Origin of the sequence: Caulobacter sp. Root1455, assembly GCF_001426905.1 — a bacterium.
GTDB lineage: Bacteria > Pseudomonadota > Alphaproteobacteria > Caulobacterales > Caulobacteraceae > Caulobacter.
Window position 1 is genome coordinate 149667 of record NZ_LMFQ01000001.1, and the last position, 20139, is coordinate 169805.

21 protein-coding genes are annotated in these 20139 nt (G+C 66.9%); 7 read left to right on the forward strand and 14 right to left on the reverse strand.

All coding sequences use genetic code 11. The features are described 5' to 3' along the window. Positions 1-137: 137 nt before the first annotated feature. The 8 genes from ASD21_RS00470 to otsB form a co-directional block, all read right to left on the reverse strand. A complete protein-coding gene (locus tag ASD21_RS00470) occupies positions 138-455 on the reverse strand; it encodes a hypothetical protein (protein ID WP_056435144.1) in 318 nt (105 codons plus the stop codon). Further along, entirely contained in the window at positions 452-1834 is a 1383-nt protein-coding gene (locus tag ASD21_RS00475; RefSeq protein ID WP_235524814.1) for a chloride channel protein, read from the reverse strand. The genes ASD21_RS00470 and ASD21_RS00475 overlap by 4 nt, the downstream gene beginning before the upstream one ends. A gap of 122 nt (positions 1835-1956) precedes the next feature. Continuing rightward, on the reverse strand, positions 1957-2235 hold the full coding sequence (locus tag ASD21_RS00480) for a DUF5985 family protein (RefSeq protein WP_056435151.1): 279 nt from the start codon (positions 2233-2235) through the stop codon (positions 1957-1959). Continuing rightward, positions 2235-2504 carry a DUF5985 family protein gene (locus tag ASD21_RS00485; protein ID WP_056435154.1) on the reverse strand — a complete coding sequence of 90 codons (270 nt, stop codon included), beginning with the start codon at positions 2502-2504 and terminating at the stop codon, positions 2235-2237. Before ASD21_RS00485 ends, ASD21_RS00480 begins: the two co-directional genes overlap by 1 nt. Then, on the reverse strand, positions 2501-2890 hold the full coding sequence (locus ASD21_RS00490) for a hypothetical protein (RefSeq protein ID WP_056435157.1): 390 nt from the start codon (positions 2888-2890) through the stop codon (positions 2501-2503). The genes ASD21_RS00485 and ASD21_RS00490 overlap by 4 nt, the downstream gene beginning before the upstream one ends. Next, positions 2891-3127 carry a hypothetical protein gene (locus ASD21_RS00495; protein WP_056435160.1) on the reverse strand — a complete coding sequence of 79 codons (237 nt, stop codon included), beginning with the start codon at positions 3125-3127 and terminating at the stop codon, positions 2891-2893. Between the two features lie 201 nt (positions 3128-3328). Further along, complete coding sequence (gene otsA / locus ASD21_RS00500; RefSeq protein ID WP_056435163.1) at positions 3329-4744, reverse strand: alpha,alpha-trehalose-phosphate synthase (UDP-forming); 1416 nt, start codon at positions 4742-4744, stop codon at positions 3329-3331. Next, positions 4741-5514 (reverse strand): trehalose-phosphatase, encoded by a 774-nt coding sequence (otsB, locus tag ASD21_RS00505; RefSeq protein WP_056435165.1) that lies wholly within the window; start codon positions 5512-5514, stop codon positions 4741-4743. The genes otsA and otsB overlap by 4 nt, the downstream gene beginning before the upstream one ends. 768 nt (positions 5515-6282) lie before the next feature. On the opposite strand from otsB, the gene ASD21_RS00510 reads away from it, so the two are divergent. Beyond that, positions 6283-6750, forward strand: coding sequence for a MarR family transcriptional regulator (locus ASD21_RS00510; protein ID WP_235523756.1), 468 nt, complete (start codon positions 6283-6285; stop codon positions 6748-6750). Between the two features lie 7 nt (positions 6751-6757). Here the strand turns inward: ASD21_RS00510 and ASD21_RS00515 are convergent, their stop codons facing one another. Further along, positions 6758-7501 (reverse strand): universal stress protein, encoded by a 744-nt coding sequence (locus tag ASD21_RS00515; protein WP_156390562.1) that lies wholly within the window; start codon positions 7499-7501, stop codon positions 6758-6760. A 10-nt stretch (positions 7502-7511) separates the two neighbouring features. Continuing rightward, positions 7512-8354 (reverse strand): hypothetical protein, encoded by an 843-nt coding sequence (locus ASD21_RS00520; protein WP_156398238.1) that lies wholly within the window; start codon positions 8352-8354, stop codon positions 7512-7514. A 93-nt stretch (positions 8355-8447) separates the two neighbouring features. Here ASD21_RS00520 and ASD21_RS00525 point away from each other — a divergent pair, with 93 nt between their 5' ends. The 6 genes from ASD21_RS00525 (at position 8448) to ASD21_RS23695 (ending at position 14109) form a co-directional block, all read left to right on the forward strand. Then, on the forward strand, positions 8448-9746 hold the full coding sequence (locus ASD21_RS00525) for an SLC13 family permease (RefSeq protein WP_056435174.1): 1299 nt from the start codon (positions 8448-8450) through the stop codon (positions 9744-9746). Positions 9747-9854: 108 nt separating this feature from the next. Further along, positions 9855-10214, forward strand: coding sequence for a hypothetical protein (locus tag ASD21_RS00530; RefSeq protein ID WP_056435177.1), 360 nt, complete (start codon positions 9855-9857; stop codon positions 10212-10214). A 69-nt stretch (positions 10215-10283) separates the two neighbouring features. After that, on the forward strand, positions 10284-11456 hold the full coding sequence (locus tag ASD21_RS00535; RefSeq protein WP_056435180.1) for a mechanosensitive ion channel family protein: 1173 nt from the start codon (positions 10284-10286) through the stop codon (positions 11454-11456). A 54-nt stretch (positions 11457-11510) separates the two neighbouring features. Next, positions 11511-12086, forward strand: coding sequence for a hypothetical protein (locus ASD21_RS00540; protein WP_056435183.1), 576 nt, complete (start codon positions 11511-11513; stop codon positions 12084-12086). A 208-nt stretch (positions 12087-12294) separates the two neighbouring features. Next, positions 12295-13479, forward strand: coding sequence for a D-alanyl-D-alanine carboxypeptidase (locus tag ASD21_RS00545; protein ID WP_056435186.1), 1185 nt, complete (start codon positions 12295-12297; stop codon positions 13477-13479). A gap of 456 nt (positions 13480-13935) precedes the next feature. Next, positions 13936-14109, forward strand: coding sequence for a hypothetical protein (locus tag ASD21_RS23695; RefSeq protein WP_156398239.1), 174 nt, complete (start codon positions 13936-13938; stop codon positions 14107-14109). Between the two features lie 54 nt (positions 14110-14163). On the opposite strand, the gene ASD21_RS00550 is transcribed toward ASD21_RS23695, so the two are convergent. Genes ASD21_RS00550 through ASD21_RS00565 form a run of 4 tightly spaced genes read right to left on the reverse strand, consistent with a single transcriptional unit; the run spans position 14164 to position 19965 of the window. After that, on the reverse strand, positions 14164-16002 hold the full coding sequence (locus tag ASD21_RS00550; RefSeq protein WP_056435189.1) for a hypothetical protein: 1839 nt from the start codon (positions 16000-16002) through the stop codon (positions 14164-14166). Next, complete coding sequence (locus ASD21_RS00555) at positions 15999-16925, reverse strand: TniB family NTP-binding protein (RefSeq protein WP_056435192.1); 927 nt, start codon at positions 16923-16925, stop codon at positions 15999-16001. The genes ASD21_RS00550 and ASD21_RS00555 overlap by 4 nt, the downstream gene beginning before the upstream one ends. Next, complete coding sequence (locus tag ASD21_RS00560; protein ID WP_056435195.1) at positions 16922-19123, reverse strand: integrase catalytic domain-containing protein; 2202 nt, start codon at positions 19121-19123, stop codon at positions 16922-16924. Before ASD21_RS00560 ends, ASD21_RS00555 begins: the two co-directional genes overlap by 4 nt. After that, positions 19120-19965, reverse strand: coding sequence for a TnsA endonuclease N-terminal domain-containing protein (locus tag ASD21_RS00565; protein ID WP_056435198.1), 846 nt, complete (start codon positions 19963-19965; stop codon positions 19120-19122). Before ASD21_RS00565 ends, ASD21_RS00560 begins: the two co-directional genes overlap by 4 nt. Positions 19966-20139: the final 174 nt, after the last annotated feature.

Below are 20139 nucleotides of genomic sequence, written 5' to 3' on the forward strand. Positions count from 1 at the left end.
GTGGCGAAGCCCTTTGATCCGGGCCCTTTGTCAGCGTTCGACGCGGCCTATGCCGCCTTTCGTCGCCCCGCGAGTTGAAGTCGGCATGCGGGTCTGCGCCAAATGCGGACATTGGTGTCGGTCCGGAAAAACGACCTTCAGTCCGGCGACCAATCAGCATCGGGCGCCGAGGGAGGCTCCGTATCTGGCGGCTGCGCAAGCCCGGTGAGGCCCCGCTCGAAGGGGGCGATGACGTGGACCTCAGTGGGCCTTGGCGGCAAATCCGCCGCGATCCGCCGCAATCCGACCACCACGAACGCCAAGACCGCGATCGCGGCCACGACCGCGCTGGCGGCGCCAAGGACGTGACCTACCAGAAGCCAGGCGTCGTGGGTCATCACGCTGATGGCGATCGCGCCGATCATCGTCAGCGCGCTGAAGCAGAGCAGCCGGCGGACCAAGTGCAGAAACGTCACGGCGTCCCCTCACCCGAGACGGGGCCCGAAACCGCCAGGTTGGCGGGCGCCTGCCGCGCCGCCCGTCGGCGGGGCCGCGTCCAGGCGCGCGCCAAGGCGTGATAGAGCGGGACCGGCGCGACCGCTTCGGAGCAGCGCTTGGCGATCAGGGTGCATAGCAACAGCGGCCCGACCAAGCCTGGATCGCGAGTCATCTCCATCAGGATCACCGCGCTGGTCAGCGGCGCCTGGACGACGCCGGCCAGATAGCCGGCCATGCCAAGCGTCACCGCCTCGCGCCCGCCGGCCCACGGCGCCAGATGGGCGAACAACGCCCCAAGACCGGCGCCCGTGGCCAGTGACGGGGCGAAGATGCCGCCGGGCGCGCCGCTGGCCGCCGCCGACAGTGTCGCCAGCCATTTGCCGGCCGCCAGACCCCAGCCTGACGCATAGTGGCCAAACAATAGCGACTTGGCTTCGGCGTAGCCCGCGCCATAGGTCACCCCGCCGCTGAGAACCGCCGCGCCCGCCGCGATCACGCCGCAGATCATCGCAAAACGGACGGGCCGCGCGTCCTTCCAACGTCGGACGGGATTGTCGCCGACCAGGACCGCGGCCATCAGGCGCGAGAACAGGCCGCCGGCCACGCCAGAGACGACGCCGATCAGGGCCGCGCTGAGCCAGGCGTGCCAGCCGGCCGAACCGGACATGTCGCCGAAATAGGCGTAGTTGCCGCCCAGCGCGTAGGCCGCGACGCCCGCCGAGACCACGGCCAGGATCACCACGGTGTTGGCGCGCTTGTCAAAGCCCCGCGCCAGTTCCTCCACGGCGAAGACGATGCCGGCGATGGGCGTGTTGAACGCCGCCGAGACCCCGGCCGCGCCGCCGGCGATCAGGAGGGTGCGCCGACCGGGCCCGCCTCGCAGCCAACCGGTCAGGAACACCATGACCGCGGCGACGACCTGGACGGTGGGCCCCTCGCGGCCAATCGATCCGCCGCAAACCAACAGCAGCGCCGCCAGGAAGATCTTCACTAGCGCCGTGCGGATCGAGACCCGCTCATCGTGGATCTTCTCGCCGTCCAGCCCCCGTCCCCGCCCGATCTCGCCGGCGGCGATCACCTGCGGGATGCCGCTGCCGGCGGAGGCCGGCGCCAGGCGGCGCATCAGCCAGACGCAGAGCGGCATGCCGACGACCAGCAGCGCCGGCCCAAGCCAGGCCTTGCCGACGATCATCCGCGCGTGCAGGGCCATGGCCGCGTCGCACAGCTTGGCGAAGCCGACCGCCGCGGCCCCGGCGACCACGGCCGCGGCCACGACCGCGCCGGTCCGCATCGAACGTCGGGCCCGCAGGCGCACCAGCTTGTGCTGACGGCCGAGGGTCTCCAGGGGCGAGGACATGGTCAAAGGGCTTTTCGACGCCGAGGCGCGGGAAGAAGAATGAAGGGTGACGCGAGACGATTACATCGCCTCACGATGTTTAGGCCCTAGCCGCGCGCGGCGTCCGGGTCAAGGCGACCGCTTCAGGTCCGGCGGGACGGCAGGTTCTTCAGAAGGATCGCCACGATGATCAGCACGAAGGCGGCCAGGCGCGGCAGGTAGACCTGGCCGTTCCCCTCTTGCGCTGACCGGCCCATCAGGGTGAAGACCTGGGCGGCGGCCATCAGGGCGAAGGTGCCGGCGAAGGCCAGGAACAGACGATCACGGCTGGTGGCCCAGAACCGCAGGAAGAAGCCGGCGGCGACGAGATAGCCCATGGCCAAGGCGCCGCCGACGAAGCCGATCAAGACCGATGAAGGCATCAATCGCGCTCCCAGATGAAGCCGCCCAGCAGGACGCCCAGAGCGGCCGCCGCCGCCACCTGGCGCCAGATCCACAGGTCCCTGGCCGGAAAGAGCACGAGGTCGGCGACCAGGAGGAGATTGTTCAGAGCCAGGAGGGCGAAGCTGATCGCGCACCATAGGAGGAGACGATGGCGCGATCGCCCATAGGCCCTCGCCAGCAGCACCGCACAGACCAGGCTGGTGGCCAGACACAGCAGATAGACCAGTTGCGGCGCAAGCAGGCTCATGGCTCCTTGCCCTTTAGCCGAAAGGCGTCGGCCAGATCGCGTAGAGCGTCATGGCCGCGCCCGATCAGGCTGATCATCGCGAAAGGCTTTTGACGATAGGCGCCCTCGGTGCGCGCGCAGAGCGCGTCGAGTTCGGCGTTGGCTGCGCGATAGGCCCAGCCCTCCCCGTCGCACACCGCCAGTCCAAGGGTCTGGAGGCGTTTGAGAATCTCGCCGACCATGCCGAGATTGGCGCGCAGCTCGGCGGTCAACGCCACATCCGTCCAGACGCGGTCCGGCGCGCCCTTCATCAGGAGGAGCAGTTCCAGCGCCCACACCGTGCGCAGGTCCGAAACCACGAACCGAACGATGTCGTCGTCAAATCCAGGATCGTCTCGACGCGGCATCTAGTCGTCCGCCGTCGTGGCGTATGAACGCCTCACAAAGCTCTCCATCCTCAAGGTGCGGCCCAAGTCCATGCCCAGGGTCTGACCAATGTCGTCCGGAAGATCGCCAAACGGATTGGCCAGCACCCGCCGCCGAGCCTCGTCAACGACCTGTCCCTCTCGGGAATCGGGCGGTGGCGGCGCTTCGAGGACGGCCACAACGATCTCCAGGGCGTCCTCCCAGGCGCTTTCGCTCATCGGGTCTCCATCACGATCAACGTTTTGTCGCTCAGCCGCCGAGGCGTTGCGACACGAACCATGCGCAAGCCGCCACGGTGGCCGCGACGAGGATGATTTCGAGCGGCAAGCCGCTCAGGTGTCCAGGTTTCATGGTGCGCCTCCTCCCCGCGGCGGCTCTGGCGGCCGCTCGCGCCGGTTTCACCCGGCCACAACATCGTATCACGATGCTTTGCGCCTGTCGCCACCCGGCGCGGTGGTGATCGCGACATCGCCGGCCAAGGCGGCGACGAAGCGATCGCGCCAGGCCGATACGTCGTCGCGCGCCACCCCGTCCATCAGCCGCCTCCAGCGCGCGATTCGCTCGGTCCTGGGCATGGCCAGGGCCTGGCCGAGCGCCTCGGAGGTTTCCTCGCGGCTGAACGGATTGACGATCAAGGCGTCCTGCATCTGCTCGGCGGCGCCGGCGTACTTGGACAGGACCAGGACGCCCGGATCGTCCGGATCCTGGGCGGCGACATATTCCTTGGCCACCAGGTTCATGCCGTCGCGCAAGGGCGTGACCAGCCCCACCTGGGCCGCCCGGTAGATGCCGGCCAATTCGTCGCGCCGATGGGCGCGGTTGACATAGCGGATCGGCACCCAGTCGACCGTGGCGAAGGCGCCGTTGATCCGGCCGGACACGCCGTCGAGCCGCGCGCGAATCTCCTGATAGGCTTGCACGGCGTCGCGGCTGGGGGTGGCGATCTGCAGCAGGAAGACGCGCTCGGCCCAGTCGGGATGATCGACCAGCAACTGCTCGTAGGCCAGGAACCGCTCCTCCAGGCCCTTGGAATAGTCGAGGCGATCAACACCCAGGATCATGCGCCGGCCCGCCTGGCTGGCGCGCACGCGCTCGAAGGTCTCGCGGGCCGCGTCCTGCTGGGCCAGCTGCGCGAAGGCGTCGGCTTCGATCCCGATGGGGAAGGCGCCGATGCGGGTTCGACGGCCGCCGGCCTCGACGACGCCGTCGTTGATCGCAAGCCCCAGCTCGCGTTCGCCATAGTCGGAAAACGCCTCCAGGGCGTCGTGCGTCTGGAAGCCGACCAGGTCATAGGCCAGCAGCGATTCCACCAGCTCCTTGTGCTGGGGCAAGGTGGTCAGCAGCCGCCGGCTCGGCCAGGGAATGTGCAGGAAAAAGCCGATGCGGTTGGTCACCCCGAGCTTCCGCAGTTCATCGGCCAGGGGGATCAGGTGATAGTCGTGGATCCAGACCAGATCGTTTGGACCGATCAGCGGGGCCAGGGTCTCGGCGAAGCGGCGGTTGACCCGTTGATAGCCCTCGCCGAACGAGCGCTCATAGGCGGCCAGATCCGTGCGCGAATGGAAAAGAGGCCAAAGGGTGCGGTTGGCGTAGCCGTCGTAATATTCCTCGCGATCCTGCTCTTCCAGATCGACCAGGGCCACGGTCACCCCGCCGACCTTCTGCATCGAGATCTGGCCCGTGAAGCTCTCGATCGTCTCGCCGCTCCAGCCGAACCAGACGCCGGAATATTCGCGCAAGGCCGCCGCCAGCGCCATGGCCAGGCCCCCGGCGGTGCCCACGCCCGCGTCGCTTGGCGGATTGACCCGGTTGGAAACGACGATCAGGCGGCTCACGAGGCGCGCTCGACGATCGCCGCCTCCAGCCAGTCGAGAACCGCCGCGACGTCGGCTAGCCGATGGCGGGCCGCGGTCTGGCGCCGGCTTTCCCCCACCAGCACGCCATAGCCGCCGGCCGCTTCGGCGGCGAGGAAGCCATCCTCGTCGGTAAGATCATCGCCCACGAAGACCGGCCGCGCGCCCTGGAAGGGCCACTCGGCCATGAAGGCCTCGAGCGCCTGGCCCTTGTCGGACCCGGCGGTGCGAAGCTCGGCGACCATATCGCCCTCCTGCAGGACCAGATCCGTCGCCGCTTCCAGGCGTCGCGCGACCTCGCGAACCGCCTCGCAGGCCGAGGGCACGGCGCGATAATGCAGCGCGACCGAAAGCCCCTTTTCCTCCACGATCAGCTGCGGCTGGGCCCGGGCCAGAGCGTTAAAAATAGCGCTGGCCTCCGCCAGTTCCGGGTCGGCGAGCACGGCGACCTCCTCGCCCACGGCCGTCCGGCGTTCAAGGCCATGGACGCCGGCCACGGCGACGACGGCGTTCTCGGTGATCGCCGACACCTCGGCGATGGTGCGGCCGCTGACGATGGCGATCCTGCGGTCGAGACGTTCGGCCAGCCGGCGCAGGATCCAGGTCCGTCGCGGATCAGGCTTGACGCCGTCCGGCCGATCGACGATCGGCGCCAGAACGCCGTCGAGGTCCAGGAACAGGGCGCAGCCGGCGGTGTCGAGCGAGGGGGGCGCTGAGAGCGTCTCGGGAAAGGTGATGATCTGGGCCGTCATGGAGTCTCCATGGCTCGCGTCCGACAAATCGGTTCGGACGCGCTCTGCCATCACGCCGGCGGGCGGCGGCGGCTCAAGGGGGCGACGGCCAGGCCATCGCGGCGGTGTGATCAGGCCTGGAGCCGTGGCGACGCGGCGCGGCGGCTTGGCGTGGCGCGCCGGGCGCGCGGGCGGCGAGACGCGCCGGCTTGGATCCTTGGTCGCATAGAGTGCCCCTTGAGGTCTTGGGCGCCGTGCGCGGCGCGGTGGTTCTCCAAAGTGTCGGATCGGCCATCGAAGGATGGCCAACCCCGTCGCGCGATGCGACGCCGGCGAAAGCGCAAGCCCGGCCCCGGGCGGTCGAAGCTCGCGCGAGCCTAGCAGGCGGGGCGGCAGGCGGGCGAAGCCTCACGCGATAGTGAGGCCGGCTTTACCGCCCCTGCCCTGGCCCGACGCGCAGATGCGGCGCATGGCCAGGTCGGAGCTCCAGGTCGTCCAGGCGAATCTGAGCTCCAGCCAAGGCTCCGGCAGCCGCCATGACGGCCGCCCCAACCAGCAGAGTCCACAGCCGCCACCGACGTCGCAACGCCGGCGCGAGCCGCCCTCTAAAAGCCCGCGCCGGCGGCCCCGTGACCTGGGCGCGCACGGCTTTCCTTAAAGCCATGAGCATCAAATATCGTGACACGATGTAATGAGTCAAATCGGTCGATCACGAAACCGCCGCGACTCGTCAGGCGTGCTAGAAGATCGGTTGGCCGCGAGCTTGGTCGCGCCGCCAGGATCTTTCCCGTGACGCCGCCGCTCTCGCCGCCTTCGCCCCATCCTGTCGATAATCCAGCCCTGACCGAAGACGACTATCGCGCGCTGGGCGACTTTCGCCTGGCGATCCGCCAGTTCCTGGCGTTCAGCGAACAGGGCGCGCGCGAGCACGGCCTAAGCGCCCAACAGCACCAGGCGCTGCTGGCCATCAAGGCCCATCCGGGACCCGATCCGATCTCGATCGGCGAGTTGTCGCGCAGCCTGCTGATCAAGAACCACAGCGCCGTCGAACTGGTCGCGCGCCTGGTCGAGCGCGATCTGGTGGCGCGCCGCGACTCCGACGCCGACCGCCGCCGGGTGGTCCTGGCCTTGCGTCCGCGCGGCGAGACCATCCTCGAAGCCATTTCCCAGCGCAACCTGGGCCGCCTCAACGAGGGGGCTGACATCCTGGCCGGCATCATCGAGGCCGCCCGGCGCGCGGCGCGGCCCAGCCGCTAGCGACGGTTCAGCAGACGAGCACCGAGGCGCGGGCCGCCCACAGGCTCCGCGGCGAGACCGCGCGCAACGGGGCCGCGGTCAACAGAACCTCGCGCGAGATGACGATCAGGTCGGCGGAGCGCGCGCCAAGATAGTCCCAGACCGCAGCGCCAAGCCGTTCGGCGCGGATGGCGAACGCCGCGGCCCGGCCGTCCAGCGTCTGGCGGACCAGGGCCAGCTTTTCGTCGGGCTCCTCTCCGGGATAGGCGGCCACCACGACGTCGAGATCGAAATCTCCCAGGCCCGACTGGGCGGCGACCAGGTCGAGCGCCGCACGTCGCCCCGGCTCGGCGTCCATCACCGCCACGACCCGATGGATGGGCAGGAACACCTTGGACGCCAGGCAGACGGGGACCTTGGCCGCCCGAACGACCGGATCGACATGGCGGCCCAGCATAGCCGGGGCGTCCTGGGCGCCCGCCCCTCGCTTGCCCATCACCAGCAGATCGGTCTCGGCGCTGATCGCCGCGGCCAGCACCCCGCCCTCGACCAGGCTCTGCCGCGGCGCTTCGGCGCCCTGGTCGGTGACCTGTGCGGTCAGGTCCGACAGCAGTCGTCGGGCGTCCTCGATCGCTTCATCGGTCTCGCGGGCGTGGCGCAACTGCAGCCGCCCGCCCAGGCGACCGCAAAGCCAGGCAGCATGCTCGGCCACACTGACGGCATAGGCCGATTGGTCCACGAGGGCCGTAACCCGCGCCTGACGCTCGCTCACCGGCGCACGCTCATCGCGGCCAGTCCGCCAGCATCGTCCCCTTGGCGTCCTCGAAGGCCACGCGATCCAGGTCCACGGCGAACAGGCAGGTCGGACGGTGTTCGGCCGACTCGCTCCAGCAATGGATCGCCGCCCCGTCGGCGAAGCTGGCGATACGCCCCTCCAGCCGCAGATCAAAGGACCGCTGCTGATCGGCGTCCCCGCCGTCGAGCTTGACGACATGCTCATAGGGACGCTCGCTGCGACGCTCCACGCGCGAGGCCCCGGCGTCATGGAACATGGCCAGGCCAAGGCTTGGCGCCTCCACAGGCGTCGGCGTGGCCGGCGGCGCGACGTCACGCCGCCTGGGACAGGTCTCGCCCGTCAGCCACGGGCGTGGGATCCAGAAGCCTTCGACCGTCTCGGCCGTGGCCTGGCCGGAGGCGGCGCGGACCAGCGGCAGGTCGGTCCAGGTCGCGGGCCGCGCGACCAGGCGCAGGGCCGGGCCGGCCGGATCATACTGGTAGTAGGCCTGGGCCGGTCCCGGATCGGCGACCGGGCCGCCGCAGCCGAAGGCCAGCCGCACCACGAAGCGCCGCCCGACCAGCGCCTTGGCGCTGAGGGTCGAACCGGCCGCATAGGCGTCGGCCGCCGCCGCCGCGGCGGCGATCAGGTCGGCGCGGGACGCCGTGGCCGGCGGCGCGGGCGCGGCCGGCGCGGGCACGAGCGGCGGGGGCGGCTCGAGCGGGGGCGCCGCAACAGGCCCGGGGCGCGTCAGCACCAGGACGAGCACGATGACGGCCGCGACCCCGATGGCGATCGGGGCGATCAAGGCGAACTTGCGGTCCGGGGACCTCGGTCTATGGTCGCTCATGGCGCCAGCCTAGCAGAAGACAAGGTCCCGATTGCAATCGTCTCCGCCCCGGTCCGCGCCGGACGCCCCGCCCAGCGAGCCGGCGCGCCGGCGATGACTCTCGCCCAGATCATCGCCCTGTCGGTGCTGGCCGCCGTGGTCGCCGCCCTGATCCACGGCAAGCTGCGCGCCGATGTGGTGGCCCTGGCTGGCGCGGCGGTGTTGTTGGGCACGCGCACCGTACGTCCTGTCGAGGTTCAAGGCGCCTTCGCCAGCCCCGCCATCCTGGCCCTGGCCTCCCTGTTCGTCATCGCCTACGCCATGGAGCTGTCGGGGCTCCTGGGCCTGCTGATCCGCGGGGCCACGCGGCTTTGCGCGCGCCTGGGCGCGGCGGGCCTTTGGCTGGTGATCGTGTTCTGCGGCATGGCCTCGGCCTTTCTGAACAACACCCCGATCGTGGTCCTGAGCGCCCCGGTCGTGCGCGACGTCTCCCAGTCGCTGGGCCTGTCGCCCAAGCGCTTCCTGATCCCGCTGTCCTACGCCACCATCCTGGGCGGGGCCTGCACCCTGATCGGCACGTCGACCAACCTGCTGGTCAACGACATGGCCCGCAACGCCGGCCAACCGGCCTTCAGCCTGTTCGAGGCCACGCCGGTGGCCTTGATCATCGCCGCGGCCGGCGGCCTCTATCTGGTCCTGCTGGGCCCGCGCCTGCTCAGCGTCGAGACCGCCGCGCCGCCCGAACCGCCCGCCGCGCCGCAAGCGGCGATGACGGCTGCGGGGGAGGATCCGGCCCTCTACCCGCTCGACGCGCCGTTCGATCCCTGGCGCGCGGGCGCGGCCCTGGGCGTGTTCGTCCTGGTGGTGACGGTCGCGGCCCTGGGCCTCTTGCCGATCGCCGCCTCGGCCTTCGCCGGCGCGGTGCTTCTGGTGGTCACCGGCGTGATCGGCGTGGAAGACGCTTACAAAGGCCTGCGGCCCGAGATCCTGCTGTTGATCGCCGGCATGGTGGTGGTGGGCCTGTCGCTGGAGGTCACCGGCCTTGCGGCCCTGACCACCGACGCCCTGGTCGGATGGCTGCGCCAGCTGGGCCCGCTCTACGCCCTGGCCCTGATCTATGGCGCGACCCTGCTGCTGACCGAGCTGCTGTCGAACGCCGCCGTGGCCGTCCTGCTGACGCCGATGGCCGTGGCCCTGGCCGAGAGCCTGGGGGTCAGCCCCCGCCCCTTCCTGGTGGCGGTGATGATGGCCGCCAGCGCCGCCTTCGCCACGCCGTTCGGCTACCAAACCAACGTGCTGGTCTACCAGATGGGCGGCTACCGCTATCTCGACTTCGTGCGCATCGGCGCGCCGCTCAACCTGATCACATGGGCCGTTGGCCTGGCGGTCATTCCCCTGTTTTTCCCGTTCTAGACCCGACAGGAGTCACGAATTCGTCAGGTCGATGTGTCCGGGCGCCTCATTAGATCGTGCTACGATGTTTCTGGGCCAGCGCTTTGGGCCCTGAACTGTGGGGCCGCGATGACTGATCACGACAAGGAAACCGTTCTGCTGATTTGCGGCGAGGATATCGACGCCGCCGCGATCATGACCACGCTCTATGACGCCGACATCCGTGTCGTGGGCCCCATCCAGACGGCCAGGATGGCCCTGGCCATGACCGCCCAGACGGGCCCGACCCTGGCGTTGATGGCCGGCCAGCCGACCGGCGAGCGCAAGGTCCCGGAACTGGCCGCGACCCTTTTGTCGACCTGGGGCGTGCGCTCCATGTTGCTCGATCCCCTTGAGCACGAGGCCCATGGTCAGCAGGACTGGCGCGCGCCGGACCATCAGGTCGCGCGCATCCGCCACGCCCTGACGCGCGAGCCCTTGCAGGCCTAGGGACACGCGGTGCCGCCACGACCGCCGCATTGCGCGGCCAAACCCGCACAGCATGAGGAGGCGCGCCCGATGACGGCGAGCGAACGAATCCTGGCGGGCCTACGGGCCCTTCTGGCGCATTTTTCCGGCCTGAGCCCCCTGGCCTGGATGATCGACATCGCCCTGACCGTTGGGGTGGCCGCCGTGGCGCTGGCCGCGGGGCGCCTGGCCAGGCGCCTGACGCGGCTGGGCGCGCATCATCTGCCCGGCCCGTCCGACGCGGAAAAGACCGTGCGGTCCAATCGGCTGGCGCGCCTGGCCGGCCGCGTCGTCCAGGCCGCCGCCGTCATCGCCGCGGTGTTGATCATCGCCGACATCTGGGGCTTCAACCTCCTGGCCTGGACGGCTAGGCCGTTGGGGGCGCGAATCCTGGCCGGCGCGATCCGTCTTGGCCTGTTGCTGATCGTCGGGGTGGCGGCGTTCGAGCTGGCGGGCCTGGCGATCGGCCGCGCCATGGGGGGGTTCGCCGATCACGCCGCCGAACCGCGCCGGCGGGCCCAGCTGGCCACCCTGGCGCCGCTGCTGCGCGGCGTCGCCCAAGGCGCCATCGTCATCGTCGCGGTGCTGATGGGACTGGGCGAACTGGGGGTGAAGATCGGACCGCTGCTGGCCGGAGCGGGCGTCGTCGGCGTGGCCCTGGGCTTTGGGGCCCAGACCCTGGTCAAGGATTTCCTGACCGGCATCTTCCTGATCGTCGAGGACATCGTCTCGGTGGGCGACATCGTCCGCATCGGCGACAGCGGGGGCCTGGTCGAGCAGATGACCTTGCGCACCATCCGTCTGCGCGACTTCGACGGCACGGTGCACGTCTTCCCCTACAGCGAAGCCCAGGTGCTGCATAACCTGACCAAGAGCTTCTCGTACTACGTCTTCGACCTGCAGGTGTCGTACGGCTCGGATCTGGACGCGGCCCTGGCGATCATGCGCCGGGTCGGCGCGCGCCTGAAGGCCGACCCCGACTTCGCCGACAAGATCCTCGAACCGATCGAGGTGGTCGGGGTCGACAGCCTGGCCGACAGCGGCGTGGTGCTCAAGGCGCGGATCAAGACCCCGCCGCTGCAGCAATGGACCGTCGGGCGCGAATACAACCGGCGCATCAAGCTGGCCTTCGACGAGGCCGGCGTGGAGATCCCCTTCCCGCACCTGAAGATCGTCATGCCCGAGCGCCAGATCGCCGAACTGGCGGGCTTGAGCGCGATCTAAGGGGCAACCAGACCCGTCTCTGCACGCTACCCCACGACGCAAAGGCCCCGCCCCATGACCGCAACGCCACTTTCCGCCCTTATCGCCTTCATCGCCCTGGCGGGCGCGCCCGCCGCGCAGACCACAGGCCAGAGCCAAGACCCCGGAGCGGTCCTGGCCGCCCAAAGCCCCCTGGGCCTGACGGGCGTCGAGGCGCTGGTCGGCATTCCGATGTCGACCCTGGCCGCGGCGCCGCTGGTCTGCGCTGATCCCGCGCCTGACGGCGCCAAAGCCTGTCGCGTGGCGCGGCGCTACGGCGACTATCTGATCGACAGCCCGCCGCCGCTCACCGACAAGGTCAGGCTCAAGCGGCTGACGCTGTTTGTCCGTGGTCAGAGCGTCGAGGCGGTGTCGCTGGAAACCTCGCCCGACAATTTCCATGCGCTCCTGGGCCTTCTCAAGGCGCGCTTTGGGCCGCCCGCCTCGTCGCATAGCGCGCGGATCCAATTCGCCCATGGCGCGGCGCCTCGACTGACGATGACCTGGCGGGCGGGCGGCCTGCGGGCCAGCCTCACCGATCCGACCCCGTTCGGGGCGCTGTCGGTGCGGATCACGGCCAGCCACGGGCTTCCCAAACGGCCGGCGGCGTAAGCCCAACCGCGGTCTGAGCGAGCGCCGCAACTAACATCGTAGGACGATATTTCTCGCCAAACCTTAAGCTCCGATTCACCATTCCAACGGCGCATTGGCCCCCATGTTCGGCCTAAGATCTCTTCAAGCTTCCGCGCCCGCTCGCCCAGCGTCGTGGACCTCCTTCGCCTGGGTTCGTCCTGTCGTCGCCGGCGTCGCGGCCTGCCTCTTGTTGTTCGCAAACCCAGCCGCCAACGCCGCCGGCGCGGGGTCCACCGATGAGCGGTTCGCGGCCATTGTCATCGACGCCCAGACCGGCGAGACGCTCTACGCCCGTCATGCCGACGCGCGCCGGTATCCCGCCTCGATCACCAAGGTGATGACCCTGTACCTGGCGTTCGACGCGCTCGACACGGGCCGCGTCAAGCGGACCGATCGGGTGACCATCTCGCCGCGCGCCGCCTCGCGCCCGCCGTCGCGCCTGGGCCTGGCGGCCGGCGCCAGCCTGAACCTGCAGGAGGCGATGGATGTCCTGGTCGTCAAATCGGCCAATGACGTCGCCACGGCCCTGGCCGAGCGTCTCGGCGGCGACGAGGCCGCCTTCGCCCGCGCCATGACCGCCAAGGCCCGGAGCCTTGGCCTGTCCCACACCCGGTTTCGCAACGCCTCGGGCCTGCCCGATCCGGGTCACTACAGCACCGCGCGCGACCTGGCCCTGCTGGGCCGGGCCTTCCTGCGCGACCATCCCGACGACTACGCCATCTTCGACCAGGAACAGACGGTGTTTCGCGGTCGGCTGATCCGCGGCCACAATCGCTTGCTGGCCAAGCCGGGGATCGACGGCTTCAAGACCGGATTCGTCAACGCCTCGGGCTACAACCTGCTGACCTCGGGCCGGCGCGACGGGCGCCGGGTCATCGCCGTGGTGCTGGGCGGGCGTTCGGCGCGCTCGCGCGACGCCTTCATGGAGCGGCTGATCCAGGCCAGTTTCTCAAGCTTGGCCATTCGCTCGACGGGCTTCGAGGTCGCGGTCGACGATCTGCTGAACCCGACGCAGCCAGCGCGGCCGATCGACGACAAGACGACCCCGCCAACCGCCGCTCCAACCTTGATGGCGTCCGCCGCATCGGACGCTGAAATCGCCGTCGCCCAAGGCGATGTGGCGCCGCCTACTTCCGAACGCGCTCGATGGTGGGTTCAGGTCGGCGCCTTTCGGTCCAAGGCCAACAGCCTGGCCAGGCTGGCCGACGTCACCAGGCGCCATCCCCGTCGCTTTGGCGCGCGCGCCCGCGACGTGTCCAAGATCGGTCGCTTGTTCGCGGCGCGGTTCTCGGCCCGCACGGCTCAGGGCGCCGACGCCGCCTGCGCGCTCCTGACCGCGGAAGGCGAAGACTGCTTGGTTCTCATGGAGTGAAGCCATCCTTGTCGCTGACGTCGCGTCGTGACAGCCGGCGTTTGGGCCTGACGACCGAGCGCGGCTGGGCCGGCGCTCACGTCCCGCCCGCCAGCCGCTCGCCTTCATCGGCAAGCCGCCCGTTCGCGCCAACGGCCGCCGGTTCGACTTGACCGACACCGCCTGATCCTGTCGGTGCGCGACAGGGGCGACCGACTAAGCCGTTGATCTAACTCGGCTGGCCAAATTCCACCATTTCACCCAGACCACCTAAGCCCGTCCCTGGACGCGCATCGACCACCTAAGGATGACCCTCATTCAATGCCGTCTTCAACCATGCACTCCAAGTACGTCAAAACGGGACGTAGGGTTTGTGGACATGACAGAGGGAGAGCGCCGCGCCGCCACCTCCTTGTAACTCGTCAGGAATGAGAGAGAGTGTGATCGAGGGCGACAATCGGCGGATCGGATCGAGCCATGGAACAGAGCGATATCGAGCGCATGCACCACCTCAATAGCGTTTTCCTCGCCCGAAACGTCGCGAACGCTAACGTTCAGTTTAACCCCACGCTGCTCGCGATCATCGGCATGCTGGCAGGAGCTGGCGCGTTTGCCCTCCTCCTCATTATTTTAAAGTGGGCAGGCGCTTAGCGCCGACGGTGGGGCCAACGGCCAGATCCACACCTAGTCGTTGGCCACAGCCCGCTACATCGGCCGGCCGAATGGAAATCTAGCGGCGAAGTATTCCTCGACCGCCGCTCGCGGCCAAAAGGGCCCGAGCGCTCTTCCGATGCCGTGTTTTTTCGCGAGTGCCTCGCGCAACGCTGGCGAGACGCGCCAGCGCCAACTGATCTCGCGCGAGCTGATGATGCTTTGCCCCAGCACAGCGACCTCCTGAGGCAATAGGCCCTTGGAGAGATGCCCTTCCGCCAACAGCCAAGACAGGTCCCGGGGAAAGCAGTTGAGATAGCTCTCGACCTCGACCCTGCTCATGGGGGCATCCGACAGCTCCTCCAGTGCAAGGTCTGGGACTTCCAGCAGGTCGGGATGGTCTCGCGCAAGGATTTCCCAGGCCAATGTCTGCGAGATCTGAAGCTTCCCGATGTGGAGAGCGGTCGAAACATCCCCATCGCAATAGAGAGGGATTTGGCGATCCAAGGCGGCTCGCAGCATCGGCCCCCAAGGTTTTTCTTGGCAGCCAACGCCATGGAAGACGTCTTCGATCGGCCAAACCAGCACCTCGGGAGTCGGTACGCGACGTATCGCTAGAAGTCGGCCGACCACCTCTTCCGCAGCGCTTCGATTAAGTTGGGTGGTGGGATGCAGCTCCCTCACGATCGGATCCTGGTTTCGAGGCAAGACCCCCAGGCTGACCAGCTGCGCAACTCCGCGGACGGGAATCCTGAAGGCGCGAGAAAATTCCTGAAGGGACATTCGGTCCTCCAGCCGGCGCACGCAGCTGTTCACCTCCCCCGGATCGAGCCACTGACATTTGCGCACGACGCCACGGCCTTTCGGCGCACCGATCAGCCCCGCGTCGATCAGCTTGCGCAGATCGCGATTTTCCAGCCGTAGTTGCTGCGCGGCTTGTCGAAGCGTGAGCTGCCCGCCGACCTCTCGCTTCTGACGAAGCCGCGAGGGCCCGTGCGGGCAAGGTTCCCAATCCGAGAAAAGCCGCTGATAGATCCCAATTGAGTTGCCGCCGTATGCTCGGACAGTCCGGAAAAACTTCGGCAGAGCCTCGTTTCCTCCCCCCATCAGTTCGTCGAACGACCTTGGGTACCGGCAGATGATGTCCATGCCGGCCGCCATGTAAGCAGTCTTCTTGATGGGCGAGGACATCGTCAGTTTGAGCCGGCTTCGCATCAGCGCTGTTGCTCTCGCGAAAACCATCGCCAACTCAAAGACCTCGAACGGCGAACAATCCGCCAGATGAGGCGGCAGGGTCAGGCTCGGAGAGAGCCGCAAGGCGGGGTCGCGATGAACCAAGCCCACCATCAAGGCTAGTGGGGCCTGCTGCCTCTTGGGAACGGCGGTTGTTTCAGCGGCCCGGAGATCGAAGCCACAGTGGTCGCACAGCTCGATCGCCAGCACTTTCGACCAGCCGAGATGCCGCTTACAGGCGGGACATAGGTCGATGAATATTTCCCAGCTTTCCGGGCAGAAGGGCAATTGGAGCGCCCAGCCCGCCCGGTGGTAGGTGGTCTTGCGCAAGGCCGCCGGCGAAACGCGGCGAGCCGTCAGGCTGACAAGCGCCCGATATCGATCAAGCTCTGGATCGTGTCGGCCAGTCAGCCGGCTTAACTGCTCATCGCTCAGTCGTAGGCGCCACGCCAGCTGCCCGCGATCCTCAAGAGCCGCTTGTAGGCCTCCCCCCGACAAATGAGGGAAGGCCATGCTCAAGAGGAACTGATGGCGGCTGTCGAAATGGTTCCAGGCCGCCAGTCGAGCGGCAAAGCCGTAGAAGCTCTCGTCATCGAAGGGCGTCAGGCCAAACAGCAGCCGGTGCTCCCTAGCGATGACGTGCTCAGCGACCGCCTTCATGCGGCACCTTTCCGGGGTGACAGGTCAGATGGATCGCGGAGAAAGGGGTTTGTCGCCGTTAAACCACTGGGGAGGGCCCACTGATCGACGGCAAGGGCAAGATCATATCTTTCGATCCTAGTGGCGCCCCGCTTAAGCGCGATTTGAAGCGCGATTAACAATAATCGCGAGACACGCCCTATAACGCCTTTGCTGATCGCGTGTAGGCAAACGAGTACTGAGGGGTCGTCAAGGTCGCTAAGATCTTGGAATATACCCTTCTCAACCATGGCTTGGTCGATAAGCGCCACATAGCCGGCCAGGAGCGCTCGGTCCTCAGGAAGCCGCAAATCCAACGTTTTGAAGTCGCAAGGAGAGATAAGCCGGCTACTGAGTTGGACGTTTCGCGTGAAAAGATCGTTTGCTTCTTCGGTACCGAGAAAAACGATCGGCACAACGCCATCATCGAGCAATCTCTTCAGACCGTCAGTGACATCGCTCCTCTCGGAGCGGCGATAGTTGAGATGTTGAACCTCGTCAATGAACAGCAAGTCAGTGTGAAATCGTTCGAAGCAGGCCTTGACCCGCATCTTCAGAGACTGCTCGGTGCCGCGCGAGGAGTAGCGGTCGCCGAAGTGCTCCAAGATCGAGGTCATCAACTGCTTTGATGTGGCGGTCTGGTCCAATGTGATGAAGACTATCGGCACGCAGTCAGCCGTTCTCGGCGTCTTGCGCAAGAACTGGCGGATAAATGCCTTGACCGCCGCCGTCTTGCCCGAGCCGGATTCTGCCAGGGCTCGCATACCATTCTGCGGCTCACCGCGCGTGGCGCGACCTAACTGCACAAGGTACTCACACTGTTCGTGGAAAGCCGTGTGCGGTGGGTACGGGATGTAGATTTGCTTGAAGAGCGCGACCTTGCTGGCGATTTGCTGGGAATTCACAGGTCGATCTCCTTCCAGGAAGACAGATCGACCGAGAAGTCCGCGATATCGCCTGTCTGGGGTTTCAGGTGGGTATGGTCAAGGATGGCCTTGGCTCGCCTAGGCTTGGGCGGCTTTCGCTTCTTGGTCGGAGCCGGGCGAGAAGGCTTGCGCCCTTCGTCGCTTCGCACGGGCGCCAGGAGGTCATGCTCGATGATCGGAGCCAGGCCGTCATGCCGCGAAGGGGCATAGGCAAGCGCCACTCCGCCGTCTGACAGCGACTGGATTTTGGGCGAGTTTAGCAACCGAGCCATGGCACGGCGCTCTTTGCCCTTCAGCGTCGGAGCCAGGTCTTCCAGTTTGCGGATCATCTTCGCCCGAACGAGCAGGCGATCAGCTTCGCTACTGAATTCCTCGCCCTTCAGGGTGGCCCATTCCTGGAGGCGCCGATGATGCCAGAGCGATACGCCCTGCGCGTAGCGCTCATCCTCGCATGGCAGCGTCACGTAGCGGCTAGTGCGCCGGTTCCAGACGTGGATCTCGGAGAGACACGCCGGATTGTATTTTACCTTCACCCGCGCCGTTGCGGAGCCTTTGCGACGGGATCTAACCGGCTCGTAGCCAATCAGGTCTTCGAGCAGCGCGGAGACCTTGGCCTCGTCGTGGAAGGTCAGGCCGAATAGCTCGACACCCGATCTCGTGACGCGGCAGGGGTACTTCACCGCTCCCAGCATCTTGTCCAGCTCGGTATCGTCGCCGATAACGTCGATACCGTCGTCTTTAGCGCTCTCCTTCCAGAGTTGGGCGGGGGGCGAACTCTGCCCTCGTCGCGGCGTGATGTGGTAGAGGGTGATCGCCTCCCAGATCAGCTCCTCGAGCTCCGTCAGCGTAAGGACCGCATCCTTTTCAGGATCGTATCCGAACTCGCGCAGCACCTCAGGCTTGAGGACGCCCCCTGGAAGTTTCTCATTGAGCAGCGAGTTGAGCGTGCCAAACAGACGCTCAACAACAGCCTTGTAGGTCGGTGAGCCAACCGGCGCGAGGCGTAGGGAGATGCCCGCATCGACAAGCCCATCCTCCATCGCTACGCCGGCAAACTCGCGCCCATTATCGACGACGATCTCGTCGAAGCGCCCGAAGATGCCGCGCAAATCGGGAAACTGATCAGCCGATTGCGGCAGATGTAGCTTGGGCCGATTGGCGCGCTTGATGCACTCCATGACCGAATAGATCGAGGGTTGCTCGAACGTGAGCACGATGCCGACGACGCAGGTGCTGTAGACGTCAACGATCGCCGTCAGCCAAGGGCGTCCAAGTGGCAGCATCTCCTTGCCATCGAACACCGCCACGCCGTCCAATTGCGTGTGATCCATGGCTCCAATTTGCAGAATTCGAGTAGCGCTTAGGCCTTTTCCACACGCCTTGAATTTTGTGTTCGCGGCCCGGAGACCGTACTTTTCGCGAACAGTTTCGAAGCTCTCTGTCCGGCGAATTTCTTTGCGCAACGTTTCGCGGCATGGGCGCTTAAGTGCAGAGAGCACAGAGCTATCTTTCCGCTGCGCGTTGATCTGCGACAGGCTTTCAGAGAGCCGGGCGTATGCATCGGTGATGGACCAACGGCGGCTCGACCAAAACCAAAGCGCGGCTTGGTGAACTTCCGCCCGCACCTCTGGGCAGATGCGTGGCTGCCTCTTCACCCGCCCTGTCATGGACACCATTTGGGGGAGCGTCCGGTCGCCCGGAGCGCCACGCTCGTCCATCCATCGCCTGGCAGCCCGGGGGGACGGCTGACCCGAGAACTTCGCGACCAGGTCCGGATGAGCCGCCCAGAGCTTGGCCAAGGCAAGGCGATAGGATTTATCGCTTCTGGGCGTTTCCGGCAGCGCATCCAGACCGCGGACCACGAACGCCCGGAGGCTGGCCATCGGGTCCATTTGCTTGGCTTCGTCCGGACCGATTTCTTGCAGGGCCGCCCTTCGTCGGACAGGCGGCCCTTGAGGGTCGCGCTGTCGTTTCAGGTCCCCCTGGGCGAAGGCATTGAGCGCCCAATCGACATCGGGTGCGCGTAGCTCACCGTCATCCCCCTCGACCTGGAAGGGACCCAGCCTCGCCTCATCCAGGAAGTACAGAAGGTCGTCACCAAGATGACGCTCGAACCTCAGGCGCTTGCCACGATACGACCAGCATTCGCCGGCGTTGAAACGGATGGAAATGCTCATCGGAAAACCCCCCGTTCGCCAGGGCGATGAGCGATGAGCGACACGCGATTTTCAGCACTGAGCCTTGCAGACAGATCGATCTTGACCAGTCGGCGGACCATCATGGCTTGTGAAATCGCCAACCCCCTCGGCCCTGCGGCGACGACGTCGGCCAGACTTCCCAGGGTGGTTTGGCCACCTTGCCGTTCGACGTGCTCGATGGCCCGATAGGCGTCGATCTGGTCGAACCGGACCATCCGGCGAGACTGGATCCGATCGACGTTGGCGTAGACCTGGTGGGGCTCAAAGAGCTGCTTCTGGCTCAGGACTCGAAACCGCCAGCCCAGCTTCGTACAGGCGTCGCGAACAGCGTCGAGCTTTTCGGCATAGTCGGGCGCCAGCAGTTGCCGCAGCCGCCCCTTCGCCTCGATCACCTCCACTGTTCCATCGTCGAGCAGTCGAACGCAGTCGGCGATATAGATGCGCTTGGCACCCTCGATCACGAATTCGAATCGAAAGGGCTGGGACCGGTAGTCGATGACGGTCGTATCGACCTCGCAGTGCTTCAACAGCGCCAGTTCGTTCATGCCCTCGTAGGGCAAGGCACGCCCTGCTTTACGGCTGTTGTAGAACCCGGTGACCATGACGCGCCGGCCAGTGAGCACGCTGCGAATTGCCGAACCGTCGGGGACGAGGACCACAGTCGCTGAGGGCAGCAGCGGGCGACTACCAACGCCTTTTCCTGGCTTTGATAGCCGCTCCAGCACCGCGTCTAGCAGGCTGGGCGCGGGGGATTTCAGTTCGCCATAGATTGCCTGGCCGGGGCTCTGCCCGTTTTGCCAGTCGGTTGTGTGGATGTTCATTTGAACCTCTTCTGTTTGCTGAAGAGGCGGAGCACAGGCGTGCTTCAACGATCGCTCTCGCAGCGGCCGTTGACTTCCTCGCGATGTCAGGAGAGAGTTCCGCTCGCTCACAAAGCGCGTTTCGGATTCGCTCCGGAACCGGTGGCCGGGGAGGCGGGAACCTCCTCGGCAACA

Excerpts from the sequence above, each read along its gene's own strand:
- ASD21_RS00550 (WP_056435189.1), bottom strand. The coding sequence starts at position 16,002 with ATGAAGGCGGTCGCTGAGCACGTCATCGCTAGGGAGCACCGGCTGCTG.
- ASD21_RS00560 (WP_056435195.1), bottom strand. The coding sequence starts at position 19,123 with ATGAGCATTTCCATCCGTTTCAACGCCGGCGAATGCTGGTCGTATCGT.
- ASD21_RS00475 (WP_235524814.1), bottom strand. The coding sequence starts at position 1,834 with ATGTCCTCGCCCCTGGAGACCCTCGGCCGTCAGCACAAGCTGGTGCGC.
- ASD21_RS00530 (WP_056435177.1), top strand. The coding sequence starts at position 9,855 with ATGACTGATCACGACAAGGAAACCGTTCTGCTGATTTGCGGCGAGGAT.
- ASD21_RS00520 (WP_156398238.1), bottom strand. The coding sequence starts at position 8,354 with ATGAGCGACCATAGACCGAGGTCCCCGGACCGCAAGTTCGCCTTGATC.
- ASD21_RS00525 (WP_056435174.1), top strand. The coding sequence starts at position 8,448 with ATGACTCTCGCCCAGATCATCGCCCTGTCGGTGCTGGCCGCCGTGGTC.
- ASD21_RS00565 (WP_056435198.1), bottom strand. The coding sequence starts at position 19,965 with ATGAACATCCACACAACCGACTGGCAAAACGGGCAGAGCCCCGGCCAG.
- ASD21_RS23695 (WP_156398239.1), top strand. The coding sequence starts at position 13,936 with ATGGAACAGAGCGATATCGAGCGCATGCACCACCTCAATAGCGTTTTC.
- ASD21_RS00480 (WP_056435151.1), bottom strand. The coding sequence starts at position 2,235 with ATGCCTTCATCGGTCTTGATCGGCTTCGTCGGCGGCGCCTTGGCCATG.
- otsB (WP_056435165.1), bottom strand. The coding sequence starts at position 5,514 with ATGACGGCCCAGATCATCACCTTTCCCGAGACGCTCTCAGCGCCCCCC.
- ASD21_RS00535 (WP_056435180.1), top strand. The coding sequence starts at position 10,284 with ATGACGGCGAGCGAACGAATCCTGGCGGGCCTACGGGCCCTTCTGGCG.
- ASD21_RS00490 (WP_056435157.1), bottom strand. The coding sequence starts at position 2,890 with ATGCCGCGTCGAGACGATCCTGGATTTGACGACGACATCGTTCGGTTC.
- ASD21_RS00540 (WP_056435183.1), top strand. The coding sequence starts at position 11,511 with ATGACCGCAACGCCACTTTCCGCCCTTATCGCCTTCATCGCCCTGGCG.
- ASD21_RS00495 (WP_056435160.1), bottom strand. The coding sequence starts at position 3,127 with ATGAGCGAAAGCGCCTGGGAGGACGCCCTGGAGATCGTTGTGGCCGTC.
- ASD21_RS00485 (WP_056435154.1), bottom strand. The coding sequence starts at position 2,504 with ATGAGCCTGCTTGCGCCGCAACTGGTCTATCTGCTGTGTCTGGCCACC.